We start from the raw sequence: 24,389 nt of genomic DNA on the forward strand, positions 1-24,389 counted from the left end.
ACTTGGCGGGGATTTGGGGTATCAGTGTTCGGCCAACTGGGCAGCCGCGGCCAGCGGGATCGGCAGCCAGCTCGGCCGGTTGCGGGCCTCGTAGAGGGTCTCGTAGATGACCTTGTCGGCCAGGAACGCGCTCAGCAGCACCGACTGCTCGCGCGGATCCGTGCCCGCCACCTCGGCGTACCCGTCGCAGAACGCCCGCTGGTTGCGGCCGGCCCACTCGGCCGCCCGGTACGCGATCTGCTGGTCGCCCTGGTGGTCGGCCAGCAGCGACCGGGCCGCGTAGTCGAACGAGCGCAGCATCCCGGCGATGTCCTTGACCGGGGTGTCCAGCGCCCGCCGCTCGACCAGCGACTTGGCCGGCTCACCCTCGAAGTCGATCAGCTTCCAGCCGTCGATCGTCCGCAGGACCTGACCCAGGTGGAAGTCGCCGTGGATCCGCTGCACCGTGACCGGCTGGTCGTACGCCGCCAGTGCGTCGAACGCCCGGGTCAGGCCGGGAGCGTACGGCGCCAGCTCCGGGATCGCCGCGGCCGCCGCGTCGAGCCGGCGCCGCATCGCCGCGGAGTGCTCGACCAGCTTGGACGGCTCCCAGATGTCGGTACCGAGCGCCTTGGCCAGCTCGGAATGCACCTGTGCCGTACTCGCACCGAGCCGGTGCGACTCGGCCGCGAAGTCACCGCCGACCTCCTCGGCGTGCAGATCCGCCTCGGCGTACAGGTCCCGCACCGACGAGGTCGCGAACGACCAGCCGTCGGTGGCGTTCTTCTGGAACGCCGTCATCATCGCCAGCTCGCCGGTGTCGGTCCCGCCGCCCGCCCGCGGCCAGCTGCCGCGCGCGGACCCGAGCACCTCGGGAACCAGCTCGGACCCCGACTCGGTGAGCGCCGACTCGATCTCGACCCCCGGATTGCTCCCGGGCTCGAGCCGGCGGAACACCTTCAGCAGCGCCACGTCGCCGAACACCAGCGACGTGTTGCTCTGCTCCACCGTGAGGACGAGCGACTGCGCGTCCTCCGGTACGACGGTCGCATGCTCCGGAGCGTGGACCGGATGGAACTCCAGCCCTTCCAGCTGCCGTCCGTGCGTCAGCCCGTCCAGCCAGTACGGCGTCGCTTCCTTGTCGTGCAAGGCGTCGTACACCCAGACCTCGGCATCGTCGAGGTCCTGCTCCGCCCACTCGCCGACCAGCGCGTGGCCGAGGTGCTCGACCGGTTCGCGGTGGTAGCTGAGCGGCAGCTGGTACACCCGGATCGGGAACTCCGACCCGGGCGGACCGGCACAGTAGACGAACCCGATCCGGACCGCGGGCCAGGCGTCCGCGGCGGACAGCCACACCGAGGTGGCCATCGCGTCGACATGGACGTCGTGTCCCTTCTCGCCGAACCACCTCTGGCCCGAACAGAAGGACTGGACCTGGTCCAGATGGGAAGTCACTACATGCTCTCCTCGTGGTCAGCCGGCTTGTGCACCGGCAGCCGGAACCAGTAGAAACCGTGCGCGCCGAGCGTCAAAAGGTAGGGCAACTCACCGATGGTCGGGAAGTGCACCCCGCCGAGCAGCTCGACCGGCTCCACGCCCTGCCACTGGCGCAGGTCCAGCTCGATCGGCTGCGGGAACCTCGACAGGTTGTTCACGCACAGCACCACGTCGTCACCGAACTCGCGGACGTACGACAGCACGCTGGGATTGGAACCGCCCAGGTCTGTGAAAGTACCCATGCCGAAACATGGGTGCTGCTTGCGGGTCTGGATCATCCGCCGGGTCCAGTGCAGCAGCGACGAGGCGTTCTCCATCTCGGCCTCGACGTTGACCGCCTGGTAACCGTAGACCGGGTCCATGATCACCGGCAGGCTGAGCTTGCCCGGTGTCGCGGTCGAGAACGAGGCGTTGCGGTCCGGCGACCACTGCATCGGGGTCCGGACGCCGTCGCGGTCGCCCAGCCAGATGTTGTCACCCATGCCGATCTCGTCGCCGTAGTACAGGATCGGCGAGCCGGGCAGGCTGAGCAGCAGCGCGGTGAACAACTCCATCTTGTTCACGTCGTTGTCCAGCAGCGGGGCCAGCCGGCGGCGGATGCCGATGTTGGCCTTCATCCGCGGGTCCTGCGCGTACTCGCCCCACATGTAGTCGCGGTCCTCGTCGCTGACCATCTCGAGCGTCAGCTCGTCGTGGTTGCGCAGGAAGATGCCCCACTGACAGGTGTCCGGGATCTCCGGCGTCTGGGCCAGGATCTCCGAGATCGGGAACCGCGACTCCCGCCGTACGCCCATGAAGATGCGCGGCATCACCGGGAAGTGGAACGCCATCTGGCACTCGTCGCCGCCCGACGACCGGTCGCCGAAGTACTCGACCACGTCGGCCGGCCACTGGTTCGCCTCGCAGAGCAGGACTCGGTCGGAGTAGTTCGCGTCGACCTCCTTGCGGACCCGCTTGAGGAACTCGTGGGTGCGCGGGAGGTTCTCGCAGTTGGTGCCCTCGGTCTCGAACAGGTACGGCACCGCGTCCAGCCGGAACCCGTCCACGCCGAGGTCGAGCCAGAACTTCAGCGCCTCGATCATCGCGTCGCCGACGGCCGGGTTCTCGAAGTTCAGGTCGGGCTGGTTGGAGTAGAACCGGTGCCAGAAGTACTGGCCGCGGACCGGGTCCCAGGTCCAGTTCGACGACTCGGTGTCGACGAAGATGATGCGCGCGTCGCTGTACTTGTCGTCGGTGTCGGACCACACGTAGAAGTCGCCGTACGGACCGTCCGGGTCGCTGCGCGACGCCTGGAACCAGGGGTGCTGGTCGGAGGTGTGGTTCATCACGAAGTCGACGATGATCCGGATCCCGCGGGTGTGCGCGGCCTCCATGAAGGCGGCGAAGTCGGCGATCGTGCCGACCTCGGGCATCACCCCGGTGTAGTCCGAGATGTCGTACCCGCCGTCGCGCAGCGGCGACGGATAGAACGGGGGTAACCAGAGACAGTCCACCCCGAGCCACTCGAGGTAGTCGAGTTTCTCGGTCAGGCCCTGCAGATCGCCGATGCCGTCGGCGTTCGAGTCCTTGAAGGACCGCACGAGGACCTCGTAGAAGACGGCCCGCTTGAACCACAGCGGGTCACTCTTCGTCAGTCCGTGGTGCTGCTCCGGCAGCATGTCGGTCACGCTCACCTCCATCGGGTGTCTCCAAACCTAGCGGTACTGCGGACTGTCGCCACGGACCGTGGCGACAGTGTGGGTGGACTTTCCCAGGCATGCACAGGGTCCCTTACCCCGTTGCGGAGTAACTAAAAGGGAGCCGTGCGATAGACCGGGAGGGTGTCCGGTGATGTGGTGGACGCCGTGGGTGGGCGGATCCGGCCAGGCGTTGCGCACAGTCTGACGGGCGTTTGCCAGTACAAGCAAATAGGGGCCTGATCGCCCTATCCGCAGGTCCGGCGGCCGGCCGTCAGCGCGGTGATCGCTCGTCACGTTCGCGCCCGCGACGCCCCGATCCGCGCCTGCCGCCGGAGCGTCCGCCCGGCGACTTGAACGGGTCGACCGCACCCTGCGGGCTGGCCAGCCCTTCGTTGACCTGCTCCGGCGTCAGCTCGAGCCGCTTCTCCGACTTGCCGGTGCCGAACAGATCCTCCGGACTCACACCCGCCTGTTTGGCAATGCTGCGCATCGTCCCAGGCTTGAGGTCCTTGCCACCGTGATTCGGGACGGTGACCGTCCTGCTCTCCCGGCGGAACATCACATGGCTGCCTTTTTGCCTGACCTCCGCGAAGCCGACCTTTTCGAGGTCCTTCGCCACCTCACGGAACGGCTTGGGGCCCCAGCCGGCTGCCATCAGTCCAGCTCGATGGTGACGACGAGTTCCTCGGGCACTCCGACTTCCTCGAGCAGGAAGGCGACGGCCTCGCGCAGGTCCTCGATAGCCTCTTCCCGGGTGTCGCCCTCGCCGTTGGCGAACGCATCCGGTGTCACTGCGGCCGCGGCGCTCCAGGCGCCGGTTTCGTCCTGCTCGACCGTGTAGGGGACGTGGACTTCGCGCTTCACTGTGTCCTACTCCTGGGGTCGAGGGTTTGCCGACTTGCGGGGGCGGCGGGCGTACTTGGTGAACCCGGCGCGTTCGGCGTCGGCCTCGGAGCGGAACCAGACCTCAGGTTTGGTCCGGCCGTAGTACGGCGAGTCAGGGGTGTGGAACAGCATCGACTGGACCTTGCCCTTGATGGTGAACCCGTCCGGCGGACCTTGGTGCGGTACCGCTTCGGCCGAGCCCTCACCGTATCGTCCGGGCGGCACAACGGCCTGTACCTGCGGCTCGGTCGCGTTTGTGTCGTCGTGGTCGTCGAACAGCGTCGGTTCACGCACCCGCTCGGCGTCCATCCGCACCGAGAACACCGGCTCGGGAGCAGGCGGTACGTCGGCCACCGGTGCAGGCCGTGGTTCCTCCGGCGCCCGCACCGCGGTCTCGGACGCTCCGACCGCGGCTCCGACGAGAACCTCTTCCTTCTCCTCGACAGGCTCCTCGGCGGCGACCTCGGCCGGCGCTTGCTGTTCCCGTCGTACCAGCAGGAACCAGGTGATGCCCGCGCCGAGCAGGAACGCCAGTAACGACCACAGCCAGTTGTGTCGCAGCAGCCAGCTCATGAGCGCGCGCCTCTCGACGGTCGGAGGCGATATGCCAGCCAAGCTGTCGCGCTGCCCAGTACGAACGCGACCAGCAGCAAGATCCAGACCTGTGCGATCAGCCAACTCATGGAGTCCCCTAGGGAATCTACGACCGTGCGCGAGGACATTACTCCGTCAGGCACCGCCATCGCACACCAACCCACCGCGACCACCCTCACCTGGCTGGGGTGATCGGCTACAGGACGCGGAGCTCGACCCGGCGGTTGGCGATGCGCCCGGCGGGGGTGTCGTTGGACGCGGTCGGGAAGGTCTCGCCGTAACCGTGGGCGAGCAGGCGGCCGGCCGGCACTCCGAGCCGCACCAGCGTCGCCTTGACCGCGGCCGCGCGCTGCTCGGACAGCGGCAGGCTGCTGGCGGGGGAGCCGAGGTTGTCGGTGTGACCCGCGATCTCGACCCGGGCGGTCGGGCACGTCTTCAGCAGCGCCGCGGCACGGACCACCGACGAGTTGGAGGCGTTGTTCACGATCGACGTACCGGACAGGAAGATGATCGAGTGCTGCCGGCCGAACTCCGACAGGCGGCTCTGGAACGTTCGGCACGCCTCGCTGACCGCTGACTTCGGCGGCGCCGGGATCTGCAGTTGGTCGGCGATCACCGCACCTGGCACCGCCTTCGCCGCTGCTCGCGCCACGGTCGCTTTGGTCGCCTGGTCCGGCACCTTCCCGGTCAGCGTGATCGTCGTACCGTCGTACCGCACCGACGCGTCGCCGGTGCCGATCGCGAGCGCGTGGATCAGAGCGGACACCGTGGCGGCGTCGGCCAGGCCGGCCGCAGGCTCAATCGTGATCCGGTTGTCGAACTCGCGGTCCGGTCCGAGCACCTCGTCGACCTGCGCGGCGATCGCGTCCTTGACCGTCTGATCCTTGACCGCGACCTGCACCCGGATCGAGTTGTCCGTCCGCCCGACCTCGAACGCGGCAAGAGCCGGCGCTTCGGTCGGCGGGGGAGTCGACGGCGTGCCGCCTTCTACCTGGACGGCGCGGACGCCCTCGACGCTCGCGACCACTTCCTTGACCACTCCGGGATCGACACCGGCCGGTACGGCGACAGTCGCATCGCGACCGTCCACGTCGACCTCGGCGCCGTTGATTCCACGAGCCTGCAGCGCCGCCAGTGATCGGTCCCGAAGATCGTCCTCGGTGGTGCCCGCTTTGGCCGGAATGAGCACAGCGGTCAGCAGCACGGGTACGGCGAGGGCCGCGAGCAGCCAGACGACGATCGGCCGCCGAACGAGTCCGGGCACTGTTCCTCCGTCGGATGCGGTCAAGAGTGACCGTGCGCGTGGACATTACTCCGCCCTGCGCCCTGTCTGCACACCTGTCCGGGGAGCGTCGTGATGATCACGAGATCATTTTTATTCGGGTTGCTTCTTTTCTTAACTGGATGTGCTCGGTAGGGTGCGGACAGTTCCTCTCCCGCCCCCAGGAGGTACGCATGAGAATCCGAGTTCTGGCTGTCGCCGCGGCGATGGCTCTGTTGGGTGCGGGCGTCGTACCCGCGGCCGCCCGCACCGCCGAACCGAGTGGGACCCAGGCGGTCGCCGCCGGCAAGCGGGTCGTCGGCTACTTCACCGAGTGGGGTGTCTACGACCGCAACTACCACGTGAAGAACATCAAGACGAGCGGCTCGGCCGCGAAGCTGACCACGATCGTCTACGCGTTCGGCAACACCGCCGGCGGCCGGTGCGCGATCGGCGACTCCTACGCGGCGTACGACAAGTTCTACGACGCGGCCTCGTCGGTCGACGGCGTGGCCGACACCTGGGACACCGGTGCGCTGCGCGGCAACTTCAACCAGCTGCGCAAGCTGAAGCGCGAGTTCCCGAACATCAAGGTGGTCTGGTCGTTCGGCGGCTGGACCTGGTCCGGCGGGTTCACCGAGGCCGCAAAGAACCCGACCGCCTTCGCCAACTCCTGCTACGGCCTGGTCGAGGACCCGCGCTGGGCCGATGTGTTCGACGGGATCGACATCGACTGGGAGTACCCGAACGCCTGCGGCCTGAGCTGTGACACGTCCGGGCCGAATGCCTTCAACAACGTGGTCACGGCGCTGCGCAACCGGTTCGGCTCGTCCGCACTCGTCACCGCGGCGATCACCGCCGACGGCACGAACGGCGGCAAGATCGACGCGACCAACTACGCCGCCGCGGCCGGCAAGCTCGACTGGATCATGCCGATGACGTACGACTACTTCGGTGCGTTCAACGCCCAGGGCCCGACCGCGCCGCACTCGCCGCTGACGTCGTACAGCGGGATCCCGACCGCCGGGTTCCACAGTGACGCGGCGATCCAGAAGCTGAAGTCGAAGGGCATCCCGGCATCGAAGTTGCTGCTCGGGATCGGGTTCTACGGCCGCGGCTGGACCGGGGTCACCCAGGCCGCGCCCGGTGGTCGCGCGACCGGTGCGGCGCCGGGGAAGTACGAGGCCGGTATCGAGGACTACAAGCTGATCTCGACCCGCTGCCCGTCGACCGGGACCGTCGGCGGTACGGCGTACGCCTTCTGCAACGGGCAGTGGTGGGGGTACGACACGCCCGCCACGATCCGCAGCAAGATGACGTACGCGAACCAGCAGGGACTCGGTGGCGCGTTCTTCTGGGAGCTGTCCGGCGACACCGCCAACGGCACCCTGATCACCGCGGTCAAGACAGTCGGCTGATCGGGAGAAAACGTGTCCGGGTCCGCCGCGCCGTTCCCCGCGGCGGGCCCGGACGCACTGTTGCGCTGTCCTGTCTCGGACAGGTCGCATATGTGCCAGCCCGGTGCCCGGTGAATCGCTTGACTTACTTCGCGCCGTAAAAGGTACTTGTGCCTGGTGTTTGACCAGGAGGGGACTCGATATGGAGAGGTCGTCGGACTCGTCGTTGATCATCGGGGTGGCCACGTCCACGGCCGAGCGGGTGCAACTCGTCCGGCTGCTGGGTGGCGCGGAGGCGCTGTTGCTGGTGTCCAATGCTGACCAGGCGCGCGCGTTCCTCGAACTCACCGCGGTGACATCGCCCGCGGGTCCCGTCGTCCTGACGCCGACCGTCGTGCCCGGCGCTGACCGGCCCGCTGCCCAGATCGAGTCAGTGCCGCGGTCGGTGCCCACGGTTCCGGTGGCTGCCGCCGTACCTGCTCTGGAGACGGAGCTGTACCTGGACGTGGATCGGCGGGTCGTGCGGTGGAAGGACCGCGAGGTGCCGCTGACCCGGCTGGAGCACGACTTCCTGCACTGCCTGGTCAAGGAGCCCGGCCGCGTCTGGACCTACCAGCGCCTGCACCACGCGGTCTGGGGCAACGAACACCTCGGCCACGGCTCGCACATCCACTCAGTCGTCAAGCGCCTCCGCCAAAAACTCGCCAACCTAGGCGCCACCGTAACCATCCACGCCGTCCGAGGCGTGGGCTTCCACCTCCTCGCCACGACCTGACTGAGGCCCGTTCACGCCAGGCCGTGACTGGCGCGTGAGGTGTTACCCCTGGCCGTCGGTTCGTACCATCCGCCCTTGAGGACTACGCCTTGATTGGTGACGGGCGGCGGGCGACTGTGTCGGCGGTGAGGACGAGGGCTTCGTCGTCGTTGTAGGGGATGAAGTCGAGATCCGGGTGAGCGGCTATCAGTCGCGTGTAGCGGTCGTGGCGGCCGCGGTTGGTGTGGACGAGAGGGTAGAAGCTCGCCAGCCCGAGCCCGGCGGTCGACTTCACCTCGCCGGGGTCGTCGGGAGCGTCGTACAGCTCCAAGTCAGGAGCAGTGAGGATGGCGCCGGCCGAGACTCCGGCGTACGCGAGCTCACCAGCACGCACAGCCTGCGGCACAGCATTCGCGAACCCGCTCCGCTGAGCGTGCTCCAGTAGGAAGATCGGCTGCCCACCGGTGACGAACACCAGATCCACATCAGCCAGTACGGCGTCCACGTCGCCGGCAGCAGCGCCTTCGAGGTCGAATGTCGACACCGTCAGACCGCATTCGGCGAGTACGCCCTTCGCCACGTCCACCCACGGTGTGGCCGGCAACGGATTGCCGGCCGTCGGGATGAGCACGACCCGCCGAGGACGCTTGGGCAGCTCCTCGAGCCAGCCGGGAAAGGCGCCGAGGCCCTGACTGCCTAAGAACACATGCACGCCCTCAACGTAGCGACCGGCCCCCGCCCGGGTGGGCGAGGGCCGGCCTGAACTACGTGACTGCTACCTGATGGACTTCAGGGCGAAGTCTTCGATCACCGGTTCACCGGCGATCAACCGCGTCGTGCGGGTTTGGGGCTTGTAGCCGTCCTTGGCGGCGATCAGGGTGAGCGGGTTGTTGCGACGGTCCAGCCAGTAGGCGTAGTTGCCGTCCTTGTCGGTGATGAAGGTGTACGACTGGGCCCACGAGTCGACCTGGACGATCGCCCCCGGGAGCGGAGCCGAGACACCGGTCGAGCTGACGCCCGTGACAGTGCCGAGCAGCTTGCTCCAGGTGGTCGGCGGGGTGACGTTCATCGTCACGGCCACCGGAGCGACCTGGTACGGCGTGTTCTCGCCGATCGTGACCGCCCCGCTGTAGGTGCCGGGCTGGTCGACGCTCGCGGTGAGCGTGACCTTGACCGTCGTCGACGCGCCCGGGGCCAGGGTGGCCTCGGTCTTGTCGATGGACAGCCAGCTCACGTCCGCCGACGACTCGGCGCAGTCCTCGAGACCCGGCAGGGCCTCACTGTCCACCGTGGCGGTGAAGCCACCGGAGGAACCGCCGACCTTGTAGAAGCCACACGCCGCACCACCGCGGTACCGCGGCAGGTTGGCGTTCGGCAGTGCCGACCAGGAGTCGGCGGCCGGGTCGTAGGCGAAGCCGGCGTTGGTGACCGCGCCGGCCTGGACACCGCCGACGACCAGCAGCTTGCCGCCGGCCACGGCGTACGACGCCGCCCAGTGGTCGGCCGGCGCGTCGGCGACCGCGGACCAGGCGTTGGTGCCCGGGTCGTAGACGTACGCCGACTTCAGCGAAGCCGCCCCGTCGTTACCGCCGGCGCAGTACACCTTGCCGTCGATGGCGCCGCAGGATGCGAACGCGATCGACTTCGGGTAGTTCGCCAGGGTCTCCCAGCTGTTCGCCGCCGCGTCGTAGCGGACGACGGTGTTGCTCATCGGGAGGCAGCTGGAGGTCGTGCAGCCACCGACGGCGTACAGCTTGCCGTCGACGACGGCCTGACCGGCCGCGGCCCGCGGAGCCGGGTTGGCGGCCACCGAGGTCCAGGCGTTGGCGGCCGGGTCGTAGGACCAGGTCGCCGCGTCCGGACCGGAGGCACCCCAGCCGGAGCTGGCGATGATCTTGCCGCCCACGACGCCGACGGTGATGGCATTGCGAGCACCCGGCAGCGGCGCGATGGCGGTCCAGGCCAGCGTCGCCGGGTCGTACACGTAGCTGTTCCCGGTCGAGGCACTACCGTTGCCACCGGCAATCGAGTAGGTCTTGCCGTCGACGTTGACCACCCGGTTGTCCATCACGGTCGACGGGTAGTCCGCGATATCGGTCCACGGCGCCGCGAGCGGCTGGGCGGCGGCCGGCGTACCGGCCGTCTTGCCCGACAGCAGCTGTGCGAACGAGGTGGGCACCTCGAGCCGCTGCAGCGGGGCCCCGGTGCTGTTCAGCACCTGGTTCTTGCTGGTGGTGGTGCCGTTCGCGTTCTGCAGGACGAAGCCGTTGTCCTTCTCACCGAACTTCACGTCGACCGGCGCACCGCCGGTGTTGGTGACGGTGAACGACTTGGTCACCTTGCCGGTGGGCAGCTTCAGGTTGCCGGTGATGCTGCCCGGAGTGATGGCCAGCTTGCCGGCCGCCAGCGTGTAGTCGGCCGTCGTGGTCCAGTCGGCCTCCACGTCCACGCTCTGGTTCGAGCTGACGTAGTTGCCGGCCTTCGCGGTGAAGCCCTGCGCGCCGGACTCCGAGGAGTACAGCCAGTAGAAGCCGTCGTTCAGGCCGGTGTCCTCGGGCGTCGCCACGGAGGTACCGGTCTCCGCGGCGTTGCCGTCGCGGGTGACGACCGCACCGTTCACGAAGCCGTTCGTGTTGGCGTCCTTGACGTTGCCGACGACGATGCCGCCGCCGTTGGCCTCACAGGTGACCTGGCTGCCGATCAGTACGCTGTCGACGATCCACCACCACTCGTACGAGGCGTTGTAGTAGTGGAACCGGACCTGCACGGCGGACTTGCCGGCCGCCTGCGGGATCGCGATCTCCTTGACACCGCGGACGTCCGCGGCCTGGGTGAGCACGTTGGTCCAGGTGGTCCCGCCGTCGATCGACAGGTCCACGTCGGCCTTCTCGCCGCCGAGCCAGTTGAGGTCCTGGTTGAACCGGATCACCGGAGCGGCGACCGCACTCAGGTCCACCACCGGGCTGACCAGCGAGGTGTCCTGCGAGCCGCCGGGACCGTACTTGTCGCTGTCGATGACCGCGAACTTGCCGGTGCCGCCGGCCAGGTTGCCCCGGTTGCCCGGGTCGTTGAACTGCCAGACCTGGCCGTTGCCCTTGTTGTCGACGACGGTCCAGTTGCCCGGCTTGTCACCGGAGTCGAACGTCTCGAAGACGCCGTCCGAGCCCCACTTGTAACCGGGCGCGGTAGTGCAGGCGTCGGTGCGGACCGGGACCGCGACGTTCTTGGTCAGGTTGCCGGTGCCGACCGTGATCGGCTGGCTGACTGTCTGGTAGCCCGGGTACTGCGACTCGATCTTCAGCGAGTACGACGCACTCGACGGCACCTTCAGGCTGAAGCGGCCGTTGCTCGGCGTCGTGTAGTCGAACACACCGCCCGGACCTTCGACGGTCACCTTCGCGTACAGCGGCCAGCCGTGGCCGGAGCCGTCCATGATGGTGCCACCGACGTTGACCTGCGGAGCGCTGGCCAGGGCGTAGCTCTTCGTGGTGGTGGCGCCGGTGGTGATGACGGCAGTGTCGGTCTGGGTCACGTACCCGAACGACGCCACGGTCAGGTCGTAGCTGCCGGCCGGCAGTACGGTCGAGAACGCACCGGTGCTCGTGGTGGTGAGGACACGGTCGGGCTGACCGGCTGCCTTCACCGTCACGCTTGCGCCGGCCAGCGGGGTACCGCCGGTCGCCGCGGTCACCGTACCGGCCAGTGTGCCGGTGTCACCGATCGGCGCGGCGTTCAGCAGAGCCAACGCGTCCAGACGGCCTTGGCCGTAGACGTTGTTGTTCTCCGTGGTGCCACCGCACTGGCTGTCGGCCTTGTCGATCGCGGTCCCGTTCAGCAGTGCCCGGGTCGCGTTGACGTCACCCTTGAGCACCGGCGAGGCGGCCCACAGCAGTGCGACGGCGCCCGCGAGGTGTGGCGTTGCCATCGACGTACCGTTGAAGCTGCCGTAGGTGCTGCCGGGCAGGCTGGACCGGACGTTGACGCCCGGGGCCGAGATGTTCGGCTTGATCGTGCCGTTCTGGCCGACACCGCGGCCGGAGAACGAGGCGACGTTGTTGTTGATGTCGTAGGCACCGACCGAGTAGTTGCTGGTCAGGGAGCCCGGCGACCCGCTGCTCTGGCAGCCGAGGGATCCGCTGTTGCCGTTCGCGAACGCGCCGAAGATGCCGGACGCGGTCCAGGCCAGCGTGATGTCCTCCATGAACGGGTCGTTCGACGGCTGGGTCGAACCCCACGAGTTGTTGATGATGTTCGGCCGCTTGCTCGCGTCCGGGTTCGCCCCGGCGAGGTCGGTCGGCTCGAGCATCCACTGACCCGACTCGATCAGCGCCGCGTCACTGGGGCAGCAGCCGTTCGCTGCGATCCACTTGACCGCCGGCGCGACGCCGATCTGGTTGCCCGCGCCGTCGTCGCCGACCATGGTGCCCATCGTGTGGGTGCCGTGGCCGTTGCCGTCGGACGGTGCGGTCGGCGAGGTGCCGGCCGCGTCGAACCAGTTGTAGTTGTGGTTGAACGTCCCGTCGCCGTTGTTGCCGCGGTAGGAGTTCACCAGCGCCGGGTGGTCGTACTGCACCCCGGTGTCGATGTTGGCGATGACGATGCCCGCGCCCTTGTCGCCGTACTGGGCCCAGACGTCGTCGGCGTTGATGTTGGCGATACCCCACTCGAGCGCGTTGATCTCGTTCGCCCGCTCGGCCGGGGTGACCTTCGGCACCTCGACGGCGGTCGGGTTGTAGAGACCCTCGACCTCGGTGTGGTTGGCCAGGTTCTGGGCCAGCTCGAGCGTTCCGCTGCTGATCCGGATCGCGTTCGTGCCCCAGAACGCCTTGTACTTCACGTTCGCTGCGTCGAGTTCGGCGCGCACCTTGGCCTGGCTCTCCGCGGCGGACTTCTTCAGCGCCGCGGCGACGGCGGTGCCGCGCTCGTTCCAGTCGGTGATCTTGCTGGCGGCGGTCAGATCGGCCTTGGCGGCGAACCGGACCCAGTAGTCGGTCGCCTCCTTGGCGTCCTTGCCGTCCAGCTTCGCCATCAGCTCCGGCTTGATCTTGCTCGCCGGAGTCGGCGTGGCTTCGGGTTTGGTGGGCGGCGCGGCCTGGGCCTGGCCGGCGGCGGCCATCCCGGTCGCGACGACTGCCACCGTCGCCAGGGCGCCCACCAGCGATCTGGCGAGCCCCCTACGTGGTTGATGTGACATCTCTGCAGCCCCTCACTGGTAACGACCCCGAGTTGACTCCCCCGAGTCATCTGGTGCAGAGGTGCAGGCCCGGTCGCGCGGTGCCGGCCATCAGGCGGATGAACCAGTCAAGCGAACGCTGCGTGCCCCCCAGGTCGCGGCATGTGACACCGTGAGCCTGACGTGGACCCTATGTGTCAGAACAACGTGGTAACAAGCACACTTCGTGAGCAAGATGTGACTAGCCGTCGCACCGATCCAGGCAAAGTGGTCAAAGGTTGTCAGTTCGTTGACGATCCAAGGCAGAGGTTGACATTGTGATCAGATGGTCACCGCCCGTGTACCCGCCCCTGCGGACGCCGATCTGACCCCGACCGATCTGACCCCGACCGACCGGACGCCGTTCCCGCTGCTGATCGCGGTCGCGGCCTCACCGGACGAACGGGTCCGGCTCGCCGAACTCGTCGACGACGTCGCTCCGCTGCTGCTCGTGTCCAGTCTCGAAGAACTGCGCCGGTTGCTCGTCCCCGCGCAGCAACCCCCGCCGGCGCCTGAACAACCGGAGCAGCCGGAGCCCGCGGAGATCGACTCGACGGCCCGGCAGGCGTCCGTGGGTGAGCCCGATGCCGACGTGCTGACCATCGACCGGGCCCGATCGGTCGCCCGGTGGCGCGATCGCGAGGTCCAGCTCACCGAGCTCGAGCACGACCTGCTCACCCGGCTGATGTCGGCGCCGCTGCGAGTCTGGACGTACGACGCCCTGCACCAAACCGTCTGGCGCAACCGGCACCTGCGCGGCACGGCCGACATCCACTCGGTCGTCAAACGCCTCCGCCGCAAACTCGACGACCTCGGCACCACCGTCACCATCGACGCCGTCCGCGGCACCGGCTTCCGCCTCACCGACCACCAACGCCCGACGATCACCAATCTGCGCGCGGGGTAGTTTCTGCAGGTGTGACGTTCTCAGCGCTCAGTCATCTCGAGTGTCCCAAGTGCGGTCTGACTCACGACGCCGATCAGGTCATCGGGCTGTGCCCGTGCGGATCACCTTTGCTGGCCCGGTACGACGTACCTTCAGTGAGGCTGACCAAGGACGAGTTGGCCGCGCGGCCGCCGGACCTGTGGCGGTATCACGAGCTGCTGCCGGTGCGGTCGCCGGAGAACGTGGTGACGCTGGGGGAGGGGATGACCCCGCTGCTGCCGTTGCCGCGGTACGGGCGCGAGGTCGGGGTCGAACGGTTGCTGATGAAGGATGAGGGGCTGATCCCGACCGGCACGTTCAAGGCGCGTGGTGCGGCAGTCGGGGTGTCGCGTGCGTACGAGGTCGGCGTACGGAAGATCGCGATGCCGACGAACGGAAACGCCGGCTCGTCGTGGGCCGCGTACGCCGCCCGGGCCGGGATGACGGCGTTGATCGCGATGCCGATCGCGGCACCGGAGATCTGCCGGCGCGAGGTGAAGGTCGTGGGTGCCGAGCTGCACCTGGTGGACGGGCTGATCGGTGACGCGGCGGCGTTCATCCGCGAGCAGCCGGGGTACTTCGACGTCTCGACGTTGAAGGAGCCGTACCGGATCGAGGGCAAGAAGACGATGGGCCTGGAGATCGCCGAGCAGCTCGGCTGGCAGTTGCCCGACGTCATCCTCTACCCGACCGGCGGCGGGGTCGGCATCATCGGCATCTGGAAGGCGCTCGTCGAGCTCCGCGAGTTGGGTTGGATCGACGGCCCGCTCCCGCGCCTGGTCGCCGTACAGTCGACCGGTTGCGCACCCATCGTCCAGGCCTACGAGAAAGGCCTGCCCGAGAGCGAACCGTGGCCCGACGCCAAGACCGTTGCCTTCGGCATCACCGTGCCGAAGGCGCTCGGTGATTTCCTCGTCCTGCAAGCGATCGCGGACACCGGCGGTTGCGCCGTTGCCGTCGACGACGAAACCATCCTGGCCGAACAACACCTGCTGGCTCGGCTCGAGGGCGCCTTCATCTGCCCCGAGGGAGCCGCCACCTTCGCCGCCGTCCGCCGCCTCCGCGAGTCCGGCTGGATCCACCCCGACGACCAGGTCGTAGCCCTCAACACCGGCCTCGGCCTCAAGTACCCGGAGACTGTTCCGCTGGCTTAGCGGTCCCGGCTCGCTGCAACCGCGTGGCGAGAATCAGACCGGCTACGATGCCGAGGCAGAAGTACAGCACGTACTGGTCTTCCCGCAGCTCGCCCTCGATCGGCAGCAGGAGAAGGACACACAACAGCAGGAACGCGCCGCCGGCCACGAACAGCCGCTCCGCCAGCTCCCGTGGACTGAACCGCCACAAGCCGATCAGTACACCGGCCAGCCCCAGGCCGCCGTACCAGAGCTGAGTGCTCCGGCCGACCACTTCGCCCGATCCGGGTGCGATCGCGCCGGCAACCCATCCCGCGGTCACCGGGACGAGCCAACCGGTTCGGCGACGGGTCTCCGCCGAGAGTCGTTCGAGAACTGACATCCTCTTCCCCCACTTCACCGTGGGGGAGAGGATCTCACGGATCGGGTCAGGCTTGGCCGCGGCGGATGGCGAGGATGTGGGCGGGGTCGCCGTTGGGGTCGAGTTTGACGTAGTTCTGCTGGCCCCAGCGCCAGGTGGCGCCGGTGATCTCGTCGTACACGGTGAAGGTGTCCTCGGGGCGCATGCCGAGGGCGGCCATGTCGAGGTGGACCATCGACTCGCGGACCGAGTGCGGATCGGTGTTCACCACCACGAGAACCGTGTCACTGTGCCCGTCCGGCCCGGTGATGCGCTTCGAGTAGCACATGATCGCCTCGTCCTCGACCGTGTGCAGCGTCAGGTTGCGTAGCTGCTGCAGGGCCGGGTGGCGACGGCGGATGTTGTTCAGCAGCGTCAGGTACGGCGCCAGCGTGCGACCCTCGGCGGCCGCGGCATCCCAGTCCCGCGGCCGGAACTGGAACTTCTCGGTGTCGAGGTACTCCTCCGACCCCGGCCGCAACGCGACATGCTCGAACAGCTCGAAACCGGCGTACACACCCCAGGTCGGTGACGCGGTCGACGCGATCGCCGCCCGGATCTTGAACGCGCCCGGTCCGCCGTACTGCAGGTACGCGGTCAGGATGTCCGGCGTGTTGACGAAGAAGTTCGGCCGCAGGAAGTGCGCGGTCTCCTGGGTCAGCTCCTGCAGGTACTCCTCCAGTTCCCACTTCTCGTTGCGCCAGGTGAAGTACGTGTAGGACTGGTGGAAGCCGACCTTGGCCAGCTCGCGCATCATCGGCCGCCGGGTGAACGCCTCGGACAGGAACACCACGTCCGGGTCGGTCTTGCGGATCTCGCCGAGCAGGTACTCCCAGAAGTTGACCGGCTTGGTGTGCGGGTTGTCGACCCGGAACACGGTCACCCCGTGCGAGATCCACAGCCGCACGATCCGCAGCACCTCGGCGTAGATGCCCTCGGGATCGTTGTCGAAGTTGATCGGGTAGATGTCCTGGTACTTCTTCGGCGGGTTCTCGGCGTACGCGATCGAGCCGTCCGCGCGAACGCTGAACCACTTCGGGTGCTCGGTCACCCACGGATGGTCCGGCGACGCCTGCAGGGCCAGGTCGATGGCGACCTCGAGACCGAGCTCACGGGCCCGGCCGACGAAGTAGTCGAAGTCCTCGAAGGTGCCCAGCTCGGGGTGGATCGCGTCGTGACCGCCCTCGGCCGAGCCGATCGCCCACGGCGAACCGGGGTCACCGGGCTTCGGGTCGAGGGTGTTGTTCGGTCCCTTGCGGAACGAGTGGCCGATCGGGTGGATCGGCGGCACGTAGAGGATGTCGAAGCCCATGCTCGCGACCGCGTCCAGCCGCTTGGCCGCCGTACGGAAGGTCCCGGACGTCCATTGCCCGGTCGCCTCGTCGTACTTCGCACCCTCCGAACGTGGGAAGAACTCGTACCAGCTGCCGTACAGCGCGCGTTCCCGGTCGACCCACACCGGGAACGTCTCCGACGACGTGATCAGCTCGCGCACCGGGTAGCGCCCGAGCGCGGCCCGGACCTGCGGCGAGATCCCCGCGGCCAGCCGTGCCTCCGGCGGCAGCGCGCCGTTGGCCAGCGCGTGCGCGGCATCGGTCAGCGTCCCCCGATCAGCCCGTACGGCGGGGGGCACGCCGGCGGCCGCACGGTCGAAGAACGCGGCACCCTCGGCGAACATCAGGTCCACGTCGATCCCGGCCGGCACCTTGATCTCGGCGTTGTGCCGCCAGGTGCCGTACGGGTCGCTCCAGCCCTCGACCGCGAACGTCCACGCGCCCTGCTCCTGCAGCGTCACGTCGACCGTCCACCGGTCCGAGCCCTGGCCGACCGGTGCCATCAGCATCCGTCTGGTCTGCCCGGTCGGCGAGGTCAGCACGACGTTCGCATTCACGGCGTCATGGCCCTCACGGAAGACCGTTGCCGCGATGGTGAACGTCTCGCCGACGGATGCCTTGGCCGGATACGCTCCGGCGTCGACGGTCGGGGTGACGTCGGTGATCGGGATGCGCCCAGTCATGGCGTAGACGAACCTTCGCTTTCTGATAGCGGATCCGGCGGATGGGGAAGTACCTGAAGAACTACAGGACTGACGTTATCGGTTCCCAGTGGCCGGACGTGACATGCAGTGGTCACGGTTTCGGTCCAGAGGGTGGAACATCGGTGACCAGCCATTGAAAAGGACCTGCAAAATCTTGCTCGCGTTGCAAGATCGATGCAGGCCGAGGGTGCCGTGCTGGCCTCGGGCCGGTACGGTGTCCCGGTGCGAGCGATACGACGATTTTCCGTCCGCCCTGTCCTGCCCGAGCAGCTGACCGGGCTGGGCACCCTGGTGAACAACCTCCGCTGGGCCTGGCACCCGGAGACGCAGGACGTCTTCGAGGCGGTCGACCCGCAGTTGTGGCGGAGCACCGGCGGTGACCCGGTCAAGCTTCTCGGTGAGGTCCCGGCGGCCCGGCTCGACGAGCTGGCCAACGACCAAGCCTTCCTGCGCCGGCTCGAACTGGCCGTAGCCGACCTGAACGGCTACGTGACCGACGACCGCTGGTTCCAGACCGACGCCGGTTCGCCGGTCAGCTCGGTGGCCTACTTCTCCCCGGAGTTCGGCATCACTCACGTGCTGCCGCAGTACTCCGGCGGCCTCGGCATCCTGGCCGGAGACCACCTGAAGGCGGCCAGCGACCTCGCCGTGCCGCTGATCGGTGTCGGCCTGCTCTACCGGCACGGGTACTTCGCGCAGTCGCTGAACCGCGAGGGCTGGCAGCAGGAGCGCTACCCGCTGGTGGACCCGGACGGGCTGCCGATCAGCCTGCTCCGCGACGGAGACGCGCCCGCGACCGTCACCCTGACCCTGCCCGGCAACCGGCAGTTGCACGCCCAGATCTGGGTCGCCCAGGTCGGCCGGGTGCCGCTGCTGATGCTCGACTCCGACATGGAGGAGAACGAGCCCGCCGAGCGCGAGGTGACCGACCGGCTGTACGGCGGTACGACGGAGCACCGCCTGCTCCAGGAGCTGCTGCTCGGCGTCGGCGGTGTCCGCGCGGTCCGTGAGTTCTGCCGGATCACCGGCCACCCGGCGCCCGAGGTGTTCCACACCAACGAGGGTCACGCCGGCTTCCTCGGCATCGAGCGGATCCGCGAGCTGGCCGCCGACCAGGGCGTCGACTTCGACACCGCGCTCGAGGTGGCCCGCGGCGGGACCGTGTTCACCACCCACACCCCGGTGCCGGCCGGTATCGACCGGTTCCCGGTCGAGCTGATCCAGCAGCACTTCTCGCCGGACGCGTTCGGCGAAGGGGTGCCGGTCGACCGGATCCTCGAGCTCGGTGCCGAGGACTTCGAGGGCGGCGACCCGGGCGTCTTCAACATGGCGATCATGGGTCTGCGGCTGGCCCAGCGCGCCAACGGCGTGTCCAAGCTGCACGGCGTGGTCAGCCGGGGGATGTTCTCCGGGCTGTGGCCGAGCTTCGACGCGACCGACGTACCGATCACCTCGATCACCAACGGTGTGCACGCGCCGACCTGGGTGGCCCGGGAGATCAACGACCTGACCTTCGCCGCGACCGACACGGCCGATGCCGACGGCATCTTCGCGGGGCTGGACAAGACCACCGACGCGCAGATCTGGGAGACCAAGCGGATCCTGCGGCAGCGGTTCATCGACGACACCCGGGCCCGGGTCCGCCAGTCCTGGCTGAACCGCGGCGCCAGCGAGGCCGAGCTCGGCTGGGTCGACTCGATCCTCGACCCGGACGTGCTGACGATGGGCTTCGCCCGGCGCGTTCCGTCGTACAAGCGGCTGACGCTGATGCTGCGCGACCCGGAGCGGCTGAAGTCGCTGCTGCTGCACCCGCAGCGGCCGGTCCAGATCGTCATCGCGGGTAAGGCGCACCCGCACGACGAGGGTGGCAAGAAGCTGATCCAGGAGATGGTCCGGTTCGCCGACGACCCGGAGGTCCGGCACCGGATCGTGTTCGTGCCCGACTACGACATCGCGCTGGCCCAGCCGATGTACCCGGGCTGCGACGTCTGGCTGAACAACCCGCTCCGCCCGTACGAGGCGTGCGGCACGTCCGGCATGAAGGCGGCGCTGAACGGTGCCCTCAACCTGTCCATCCGCGACGGCTGGTGGGACGAGTGGTACGACGACGAGTTCGGCTGGGCGATCCCGTCCGCGGAGGGGATCGAGGACACCGACCGGCGTGACGACCTCGAGGCGCACGCGCTGTACGACCTGATCGAGAAGCAGGTCGCGCCGCGGTTCTACGACGGTGAGGTGCCGGGCCGCTGGATCGAGATGCTGCGGCACACGATCAAGGAGCTTGGCCCGAAGGTGCTCGCCACCCGGATGGTCCGCGACTACGTCGAGCGGCTCTACGTCCCGTCCGCCTTGTCGTCGCGGTCCTTGAACGCCACGTACGACGGCGCCCGCGACCTGGCCGCGTGGAAGAAGAAGGTCCGGACTGCCTGGCCGCAGATCCGGGTCGACCACGTCGAACTGCAGGGCCTGGGCGACGTACCGCAGCTCGGCACCAACGTCGGCATCCGCGCCTTCGCGGCGCTCGGCGACCTCAAGCCGCAGGACATCGACGTCGAGGTGCTGCACGGCCGCGTCGACTCCAACGACGAGATCAAGGACCCGGTCCGCGCGTCCCTGTCGCTGGCGGAGACGTACGAGGGCAACCGGCACCGGTACGAGGGCGAGCTGAAGTTGGACCGCACCGGCCCCTTCGGCTACACCGTCCGCGTCGTACCGAAGCACCCCGGCCTCGCCAGCCCCGCCGAACTCGGCCTGGCCGCCGGCCCCTCCGACCCGGAGGACCCGTCCACTCCGGATCTGCCGGTCGGCTCCGAATTCTGACCGCGTAGATGGCCCCGCCCGCCTCACCGGGCGGGGCCCTTCGCGTCCTACTTCTTCTTACGCAGTAGGCCCCACGGTTTGAACACCGACAGGATCACCGCGACCATCAACAGCGTCGGCGAGACGATCGCCGGGTAGATCATGTCGCCGATCGGTACGGCGAGGTCGTTCACTTCACCTCGATCGGCCAGCTCGGCCACACCTGGTCGCAGGGCGACCAGCACGAGGGTGCTCAGCAGCAGGTTGAGGCAGAGCTTCACGACGACCCACCAGTACTTGGTCAGCCCGTACTTGCTGCCCAACGCCAGCAGTACGCCGGTCACCAGACAGGTCAGCCCGGACACGGTCATCGGCCACACCGTCACGAGCTCGAGCACCCGGAAACACAGGGCCTTCGTGCTCGTGCTGTCGGTCCCTAACGCGGTGAACGTCAACACCGCCATCACCACATCGATCCCCAGCCACGACCCGACCGACGCGATGTGCAGCACCAACACGGCCTTCCGCGTCGTCCCGCCCAACCGCCATGGCTTGCCGGCCGCCGTCGTCGCCTCCAGTGTTGCGCTACTCATCTCCTTCTCCCGTCGCTCGGATTCGCTTCCCTTGCGATCCTGAGCGATCCCAGGTACGGCGCGCGTCGGCTCGGCGGAGGCTTCCGTCGTACTGCGGTCGACGTACTTCGGCATGCGAAGGTGACTTGTGGTTGTCGGGTTCTCCGGTACGACAACTGTGGTTGTGGCGTGCTGCGAGTAAAAGGGACTGTGGTGTCGCGGCTCCGGGCTGCGTGAGTGTGCTAGTCGTGGTGGTGTGAGTCAAGGGCGCCTTCGGCGTCCCTTCGGGAGCTCCGCCCCTTGACTCACACCACCACGACCAGGGAAGGACGCAGCTATCCCGGAGCTGCTCACCCGAGTGGTCACACTGCGCGGGTGGATCCGGTGGGCCGGCCTGGATCCGGGGAGATTTGGCGCAATCGGCGGACCTTGAACACCTTTTGGGGGCCTCGGACATCTGATCAGGTGTCCGAGGTCCCCGCCCGGTGTACGAGGTTCCGGCTTTCACGCGGATTGACCACCATCCGGCCGAAACCGTCCGGATCCTGGGATCCCCGGCCCAAGCAGCCGCCGAGTCGTGGATATCTGTCGTCTCCCGGCAAGATCTGGAGAGATCCACGACTCGGCGAACCCTTTGCCCTCAGCACCGATCCACGACACCACAGCTCCACGAAGCGGGGTCCCCTCGACCGACCAGGTCCCCGACTGTTCGGGCTGCACTTCTCGCGGGATCCGCGTAGCTGCGGCCTTCCCTGGTCGGGGTGGTGTGGGTCAAGGGGCGAACTTGTTCGATCCGCGAAGCGGACGCCGAAGGCGCCCTTGACGCGCACCGCCCCGACCAGCACCATCACGCAGCGGAGACCGCGAAACCACGACCCGTCTCCCCACCAAATCAACCCGCACCCAAACCAACCGGCAGAACCCCAAACCACCCCCTCAACTCCAGCGGCCGTTAGCCGAAAAGGCGGGGACTGTTGCCTAGGGCATCTGGTTGGGTGCACTCTGGGTGGAGGAATGGGCACTGTGTGTGGTGGACAAGGCGTTTGCGCGTCGTGGTGGTTCGGTTGCGTGGAGTTCTCTCGTTGACCTGATCGTTATCTGATGCTGCGATGGGTCGGTCTGTGGAGGGGGATCCACGCCTGGGGAGACACAGATTCAGGGGGTTCGCAGTGGGGGTACGAACACGTATTGCTGCCGTGGCAGCGCTGGCACTCGCCGGGTCCGCGCTGGTGGCCGCGCCGGCCGAAGCGGGCGGGCAGAAGCACGGCACCACCATCAAACCGATCGTCTCCGGTCTGACCAGTCCGCGGGGGGTGGCCACATTCGGCGGGAAGATCATCTACAGCGTCGGCGACGGCTCGGTCTACGAGGCCTGGGCCGGTGGCAAGATCATCCGCAAGCTGGGCCAGGTGCCGGGCGGGTTCCCGCCGGCGATCGATACGAACAAGTGGGGTGTCACCTACGCCTTGACCGGTGCGGGTGGCGAGCCGGGGGCGCCGCTGCCGCCGGGGAGCGCGACGTTGTACAAGCTGCGGCCGGGCAAGGCGCCGCTGAAGATCGCCGACATCGGCAAGTACCAGCTGAAGGATCCGGATCCGGACAACCAGCAGGACGGCCCGCCGACGGAGTCCAACCCGTACGGCGTCGCCGCGCTGAAGGACGGCACGGTCCTGGTCGCCGATGCCGCCGGCAACGACCTGCTCAGGGTCTGGCCCAACGGCCACATCAAGACCGTGGCCCGGTTGAAGCCGCGCGTGGTCAAGACGCCCGCGGGTCTCGGTCCGGACGCGCCGCCTGCTGGTACGCCGATCACGGCCGAGGCGGTCGCCACGTCGGTGGCCGTCGGCTCGGACGGCTACTGGTACGTCGGTGAGCTCCGCGGCTTCCCGGCGACGCCAGGTACGTCGCAGATCTGGCGGATCAAGCCCGGCTCGTACAACGCGGTCTGCGACCCGGCCAAGCCGTACAAGGGCAACTGCAAGCGCTACGCCGACGGTTACACGTCGATCGTCGACCTGGCGGGTGGCCCGAAGGGCACGCTCGCGGTGGTCGAGCTGGCGAAGGTCAGCTGGCTGAAGTGGGAGATGGGCGGCTCGGGCGTGGGCTCGCTCTACCTGCAGTTCCCCGGTAAGTGGCACAAGGCCGGGTTCAAGAAAGAGCTTGCCCCAGGCAAGCTGACGCTGCCTGCCGGTACGGCGATCAGCAGGACGGGCAAGGTCTACGTGACAGCACCACTGTTCGGTCCACCAGGGGCCGTCTACCAAGTGGTGAAGAAGTAAGAGCAACCCGGGGCGTCAGGTCTACTCACCGGGCCAGGCGCCCCGGGTCCCACTAGGTGGCCGGTGTACCGCGTTCGCCGTACACAGCTGTCACCAGGGCGATCAGCACCGCGGCGAAGAACATGTGGAAGAGCACCAGGACCCAGGGGAGTCCGGTGAAGTACTGCGTGAAGCCGACGACTCCCTGCAGTAGCTCCATCGCCAGCAACCACGCCGCCAGCTTCCGCAGCGTCCGGGAGGTCGCCGTCACCCGGGTGGCGATCACCAGCGCGACCGAGATGCCCAGCAGGGCGAACACGACGTCCGCGTGCAGCTGACTGATCAACGTCTCGTCGAACCCGTTCCGCCCGGTGTCCGGATCGCCGGAGTGCGGCCCGGCGCCGGTCACCAGGGTGCCGAGGGCAACGGCCAGCCAGACCGCCACGACACAAGCGGTCGCGAGCGCGCGGACCACTGGGGGAGTGTGCGGGTAGGGACTCGTCCGGGACCGCCGCATCATCGATACGGTCAGGGTGATGATCACCGGTGAGACCAGGAAGTGCGCGGACACGATCCACGGGTTCAGCCCGGTCAGCACGCTGACACCGCCGATCACCGCCTGCAGCGGCACACCGAGCGCGGCCGCCGTGGCCAGCCTGCGCAGGTCCTTGCGCACCGGCCGGTACCGCATCACCGCCAGCCAGGTGCCGATCGCGATCACCGCGACGACGAATCCGAGCATCCGGTTGCCGAACTCGATCGCGCCGTGGATGCCGAGTGCGCTGTGCGGCACGTACGACTCGTCGGTGCACTGCGGCCAGGTCGGACAGCCGAGTCCGGACCCGGTCAGCCGGACCAGTCCGCCGGTCACCACGATGCCGATGTTCGCCACCACCGATGCCCAGCCCCAGCGCCGTACGACGTCCAGGCTCGGCTCGGGCACCAGTCGCCAGAATCCGGTGACTGGTGCGGTCTCTTGGGGCGGGGTCTCCGTGCTCATCACCGG

Annotated in this window: 18 protein-coding genes; 6 read left to right on the plus strand and 12 right to left on the minus strand. The window is 68.1% G+C overall.

The genetic code is table 11. From position 1 onward, the window contains the following. Positions 1-21: 21 nt before the first annotated feature. From V9K99_RS24265 to arfA, 6 genes are all read right to left on the minus strand, one after another. Positions 22-1,434, minus strand: a complete 1,413-nt coding sequence (locus V9K99_RS24265) for a maltokinase N-terminal cap-like domain-containing protein (protein WP_337012342.1) — start codon at positions 1,432-1,434, stop codon at positions 22-24. Next, positions 1,434-3,155, minus strand: a complete 1,722-nt coding sequence (treS, locus tag V9K99_RS24270; protein WP_442914775.1) for a maltose alpha-D-glucosyltransferase — start codon at positions 3,153-3,155, stop codon at positions 1,434-1,436. Before treS ends, V9K99_RS24265 begins: the two co-directional genes overlap by 1 nt. 271 nt (positions 3,156-3,426) lie before the next feature. Beyond that, positions 3,427-3,810 (minus strand): type II toxin-antitoxin system HicA family toxin, encoded by a 384-nt coding sequence (locus tag V9K99_RS24275; protein WP_337012344.1) that lies wholly within the window; start codon positions 3,808-3,810, stop codon positions 3,427-3,429. Then, positions 3,810-4,019: a type II toxin-antitoxin system HicB family antitoxin gene (locus V9K99_RS24280; RefSeq protein WP_337012346.1), complete on the minus strand. Its 210-nt coding sequence runs from the start codon at positions 4,017-4,019 to the stop codon at positions 3,810-3,812. The genes V9K99_RS24275 and V9K99_RS24280 overlap by 1 nt, the downstream gene beginning before the upstream one ends. A gap of 6 nt (positions 4,020-4,025) precedes the next feature. Then, positions 4,026-4,613, minus strand: coding sequence for a sunset domain-containing protein (locus V9K99_RS42760; RefSeq protein ID WP_442914776.1), 588 nt, complete (start codon positions 4,611-4,613; stop codon positions 4,026-4,028). Between the two features lie 217 nt (positions 4,614-4,830). Then, positions 4,831-5,898: a channel-forming protein ArfA/OmpATb gene (gene arfA / locus V9K99_RS24290; protein WP_337012348.1), complete on the minus strand. Its 1,068-nt coding sequence runs from the start codon at positions 5,896-5,898 to the stop codon at positions 4,831-4,833. Between the two features lie 191 nt (positions 5,899-6,089). Between arfA and V9K99_RS24295 the strand changes: the two genes are divergently transcribed. Both V9K99_RS24295 and V9K99_RS24300 read left to right on the plus strand, forming a co-directional pair. After that, positions 6,090-7,313: a glycoside hydrolase family 18 protein gene (locus tag V9K99_RS24295; protein ID WP_337012350.1), complete on the plus strand. Its 1,224-nt coding sequence runs from the start codon at positions 6,090-6,092 to the stop codon at positions 7,311-7,313. A 181-nt stretch (positions 7,314-7,494) separates the two neighbouring features. Beyond that, positions 7,495-8,067: a winged helix-turn-helix domain-containing protein gene (locus tag V9K99_RS24300; RefSeq protein WP_337012352.1), complete on the plus strand. Its 573-nt coding sequence runs from the start codon at positions 7,495-7,497 to the stop codon at positions 8,065-8,067. A gap of 82 nt (positions 8,068-8,149) precedes the next feature. Here the strand turns inward: V9K99_RS24300 and V9K99_RS24305 are convergent, their stop codons facing one another. Continuing rightward, positions 8,150-8,758: a Type 1 glutamine amidotransferase-like domain-containing protein gene (locus V9K99_RS24305; RefSeq protein WP_337012354.1), complete on the minus strand. Its 609-nt coding sequence runs from the start codon at positions 8,756-8,758 to the stop codon at positions 8,150-8,152. Positions 8,759-8,821: 63 nt separating this feature from the next. Then, on the minus strand, positions 8,822-13,183 hold the full coding sequence (locus tag V9K99_RS24310) for a S8 family serine peptidase (protein WP_337012356.1): 4,362 nt from the start codon (positions 13,181-13,183) through the stop codon (positions 8,822-8,824). A gap of 361 nt (positions 13,184-13,544) precedes the next feature. Between V9K99_RS24310 and V9K99_RS24315 the strand changes: the two genes are divergently transcribed. Then, on the plus strand, positions 13,545-14,165 hold the full coding sequence (locus tag V9K99_RS24315) for a winged helix-turn-helix domain-containing protein (protein WP_337012358.1): 621 nt from the start codon (positions 13,545-13,547) through the stop codon (positions 14,163-14,165). An 11-nt stretch (positions 14,166-14,176) separates the two neighbouring features. Further along, on the plus strand, positions 14,177-15,337 hold the full coding sequence (locus V9K99_RS24320; RefSeq protein ID WP_337012360.1) for a threonine synthase: 1,161 nt from the start codon (positions 14,177-14,179) through the stop codon (positions 15,335-15,337). Here V9K99_RS24320 and V9K99_RS24325 read toward each other — a convergent pair. Together V9K99_RS24325 and V9K99_RS24330 are read right to left on the minus strand one after the other, a co-directional pair. Beyond that, positions 15,306-15,698, minus strand: a complete 393-nt coding sequence (locus tag V9K99_RS24325; RefSeq protein WP_337012362.1) for a hypothetical protein — start codon at positions 15,696-15,698, stop codon at positions 15,306-15,308. The genes V9K99_RS24320 and V9K99_RS24325 overlap by 32 nt on opposite strands. Before the next feature lie 46 nt (positions 15,699-15,744). Continuing rightward, positions 15,745-17,733, minus strand: coding sequence for an alpha-1,4-glucan--maltose-1-phosphate maltosyltransferase (locus V9K99_RS24330; protein ID WP_337012364.1), 1,989 nt, complete (start codon positions 17,731-17,733; stop codon positions 15,745-15,747). 243 nt (positions 17,734-17,976) lie between these two features. Here V9K99_RS24330 and glgP point away from each other — a divergent pair, with 243 nt between their 5' ends. After that, complete coding sequence (gene glgP / locus V9K99_RS24335) at positions 17,977-20,574, plus strand: alpha-glucan family phosphorylase (RefSeq protein ID WP_337012366.1); 2,598 nt, start codon at positions 17,977-17,979, stop codon at positions 20,572-20,574. A 47-nt stretch (positions 20,575-20,621) separates the two neighbouring features. Here glgP and V9K99_RS24340 read toward each other — a convergent pair whose 3' ends face one another. Then, positions 20,622-21,260 (minus strand): hypothetical protein, encoded by a 639-nt coding sequence (locus tag V9K99_RS24340; RefSeq protein WP_337012368.1) that lies wholly within the window; start codon positions 21,258-21,260, stop codon positions 20,622-20,624. A 1,061-nt stretch (positions 21,261-22,321) separates the two neighbouring features. On the opposite strand from V9K99_RS24340, the gene V9K99_RS24345 reads away from it, so the two are divergent. After that, positions 22,322-23,404, plus strand: coding sequence for a ScyD/ScyE family protein (locus V9K99_RS24345; protein WP_337004130.1), 1,083 nt, complete (start codon positions 22,322-22,324; stop codon positions 23,402-23,404). Between the two features lie 52 nt (positions 23,405-23,456). Here V9K99_RS24345 and V9K99_RS24350 read toward each other — a convergent pair whose 3' ends face one another. Further along, positions 23,457-24,383, minus strand: coding sequence for a COX15/CtaA family protein (locus V9K99_RS24350; protein WP_337004132.1), 927 nt, complete (start codon positions 24,381-24,383; stop codon positions 23,457-23,459). Between the last annotated feature and the right edge of the window lie 6 nt (positions 24,384-24,389).

It is taken from the genome of Kribbella sp. CCNWLW201 (assembly GCF_037203805.1).
GTDB lineage: Bacteria > Actinomycetota > Actinomycetes > Propionibacteriales > Kribbellaceae > Kribbella.